Annotated in this window: 2 protein-coding genes; both read left to right on the top strand. The window is 55.2% G+C overall.

The window, feature by feature from the left end; genetic code table 11:
* Positions 1-425: 425 nt before the first annotated feature.
* A complete protein-coding gene (locus tag HW443_RS10755; protein ID WP_176237189.1) occupies positions 426-677 on the top strand; it encodes a DUF6504 family protein in 252 nt (83 codons plus the stop codon).
* 10 nt (positions 678-687) lie between these two features.
* The coding region (dnaE, locus tag HW443_RS10750; protein ID WP_176238185.1) for a DNA polymerase III subunit alpha at positions 688-2,278 on the top strand (1,591 nt) is incomplete at its 3' end.

Below are 2,278 nucleotides of genomic sequence, written 5' to 3'. Positions count from 1 at the left end.
AAGAAATTGCCCTACATATTGAACCAAGATTCTTAAGTATCGCTGTAGGGTTATAATTATAATTAATATATATTCTCTGTCAACGAACGAATTGCCTGCGCCCTCTGAAGTTTCACCGTAAGAGGCCAGAAATAGGGAACTTGGGGTGTTGAAGCAAAAGACATTTGAGTTTTGCTCTTTCCAAAGGGGAAGGGGGTAGGTATCTCCCCCTTCCCCAGGGCCTGGGATAACCGGGCCTTAGCCCTAAGGGCTAATTAGAGAGCAGCCTTACGCAATCCAATTATGGGTTCAGACATCCCCTCATGGCCGTAGCGTTCTTCACTGTCTGAATCACAGCTCCAACTCCCATCCACTTGACATGACTCCACTCCTTTAGCTATATTATAATTCTCTCTCAAACATATGTTCGCCTGTGGGCGCCTCTTATGAGTAAACTTTATCACGAGCCTATCGAAGTCGAGTTCACCAAGGATGGCTTTCGTTCCTTCCGCTGGCGGGGAAACTACTACCGCATCCAGAGGGTCTGCGGCCTGTGGCGGGAACGGCATGGGTGGTGGTCTCAAGAAGGGGAAGTGGAGCGCCTGCACCTGAGGGTGGAGGCCCACAACCAGGGCATCTACGATCTCTATCGGGACCGGACTAAGGGGCGCTGGTACCTGGAGCGCATCTGGGACTAAGAGGGGGGCCATGTCCTTTGTACATCTACACGTCCATTCCTGTTTTTCCTTTCTGGATGGGGCAGCCAGAGTGGAGGATCTGGTGGCCCGGGCAGTAGAGCTGGGCCTGCCCGCTCTGGCCCTCACTGATCATAACGGGCTCTACGGGGCAGTGCGCTTCTACAAGGCGGCCTGCTCAGCCAGCATAAAGCCCCTTTTAGGCTCCGAGATCGATGTCCAAGGAGGTCATCTCCTTCTTCTGGCTAAAGATAAAGAAGGATATTCCAATCTCTGCCGCCTGCTCACCATCCTCCACCTCAGCCGAAATGGAGGCCCTCCGGCTCTAGACTTAGATAGCCTTTCTGCTCATAGCTCAGGGCTCCTCTGTCTTTCAGGCTGTGAGAAGGGGGAGGTGGCTTCCCTGCTGCGGACCGGAAAGGTCAAGGCCGCCCTGGAGGCTGCCAGCCGCCTCAAGGACATCTTCGGGGATCACTTCTTTATAGAGCTGCAAAACCATCTTCTTCCCTATAGCAGTTCCTTAAACTATCACCTGAGCCAGCTAGCCCATCACCTGGGCTTGCCCCTGGTGGCCACCAATAACGTGCACTACCTTAAAGCTGAGGATTACCCTCTCCATGAACTACTCATCTCCATCCGCAAGATAGAAAGGGTGGGCCAGAGCAAACCTCCCCGCTTAAATGCCGAGTACTACCTCAAAAGCCCGGCCCAGATGCAAAGACTCTTCCGCAGCTACCCCCAGGCTCTTGCTAACAGCCTGCTCCTGCCCCAGGAGTGTAGCCTGGAGCTGGAGCTCAAGAAACCCCGCCTGCCTCACTTTGAGCTGGCCAGAGGGGAGGAGCCCTTTGGCTACCTTTGCCGTCTGTGCTGGCAGCAGGCCCAGGAGATCTATGGTTCTATTAGCTCGGAGCTAAAAGGCCGCCTGGAAAAGGAGCTTAAGGCGGTCAAGGAGCTGGGTCTGGCCTCCTACTTTCTCATCGTCTGGGACCTGGTGAGCTTTGCTCAAAAAAGAGGCATTAGCTACTCGGGCCGGGGCTCGGCTGCCGGAAGCCTGATCTGCTATCTCCTGGGCATCACCAAGGTAGATCCTCTGGCCCAGGGCCTTCTTTTTGAGCGCTTCTTAAACGAAAATAGAAAGGAGCTGCCCGATATCGATGTGGACTTTTCCTCGGCCCGCAGGGAGGTGGTGCTCACCTACCTGTACCAGAAATACGGAAAAGAACAAGTGGCCATGGTGGCTACTCTCATTACCTACCGGGCCAAAAACGCCCTGCGGGATGTGGGAAAAACCCTGGGCCTGGATAAAGAGAGCCTGGATCATCTGGCCAAGGCCCTGCCTTACATCTCAGCCGAGCGCATCCCCCAGGCCGTAGAAAGCCTTCCCGAGCTGGATCCAAAAGAGTTTTCCTCACCAAAGGTGCGCCAGGCCGTGGCCCTGGCTGGTCGCCTCTCCGGCTTTCCTCGCCACCTGGGCACCCATCTGGGAGGAGTAGTCATCTCTCCAGAGCCCCTCACCGACATTGTGCCTCTGGAGCGCAACGCCCAGGGCCTGGTGGTCTGCCAGATGGATAAAGACGACCTGCAGGAGGTGGGTCTACTAAAGC

Origin of the sequence: Candidatus Hakubella thermalkaliphila (genome assembly GCF_013281975.1) — a bacterium.
Classification (GTDB): domain Bacteria; phylum Actinomycetota; class Humimicrobiia; order Hakubellales; family Hakubellaceae; genus Hakubella; species Hakubella thermalkaliphila.
This window is presented reverse-complemented; position numbering and strand designations above follow the sequence as displayed.

Excerpts from the sequence above, each read along its gene's own strand:
- HW443_RS10755 (WP_176237189.1), top strand. The coding sequence starts at position 426 with ATGAGTAAACTTTATCACGAGCCTATCGAAGTCGAGTTCACCAAGGAT.